The organism is Bradyrhizobium campsiandrae (assembly GCF_014529705.1).
Lineage (GTDB): Bacteria > Pseudomonadota > Alphaproteobacteria > Rhizobiales > Xanthobacteraceae > Bradyrhizobium > Bradyrhizobium campsiandrae.
Window position 1 is genome coordinate 1 of record NZ_JAANIH010000328.1, and the last position, 251, is coordinate 251.

Genomic DNA, 251 nt, shown 5'->3' on the forward strand with positions numbered 1-251 from the left:
TTCGTCGCTCTCGACGCTGCAGGCGTTTCCATTCGACAAGATCAAGGTCGACAAGAGCTTCATTCAAGCGGTCGAGACCAGTGCGCATGCTGCCGCGATCGTCAAGGCGACGCTGCTGCTCGGCCGCGGGTGGTCTTGACGCCTTCTCGTCATCGATCATGCGGTTCACGATCTCGACCGGCATCGGTCGGCCGAACAGATAGCCCTGCACGCTGCTGCAGCCCTCTTCGCGCAGGAAATCGAGGTGGCGC

The 251-nt window shown here is 61.8% G+C and carries 1 pseudogene; it reads left to right on the plus strand.

Annotated elements, in window-relative coordinates:
- Positions 1-127: pseudogene (locus G8O24_RS47495) on the plus strand (hypothetical protein); the annotation flags it as partial.
- Between the last annotated feature and the right edge of the window lie 124 nt (positions 128-251).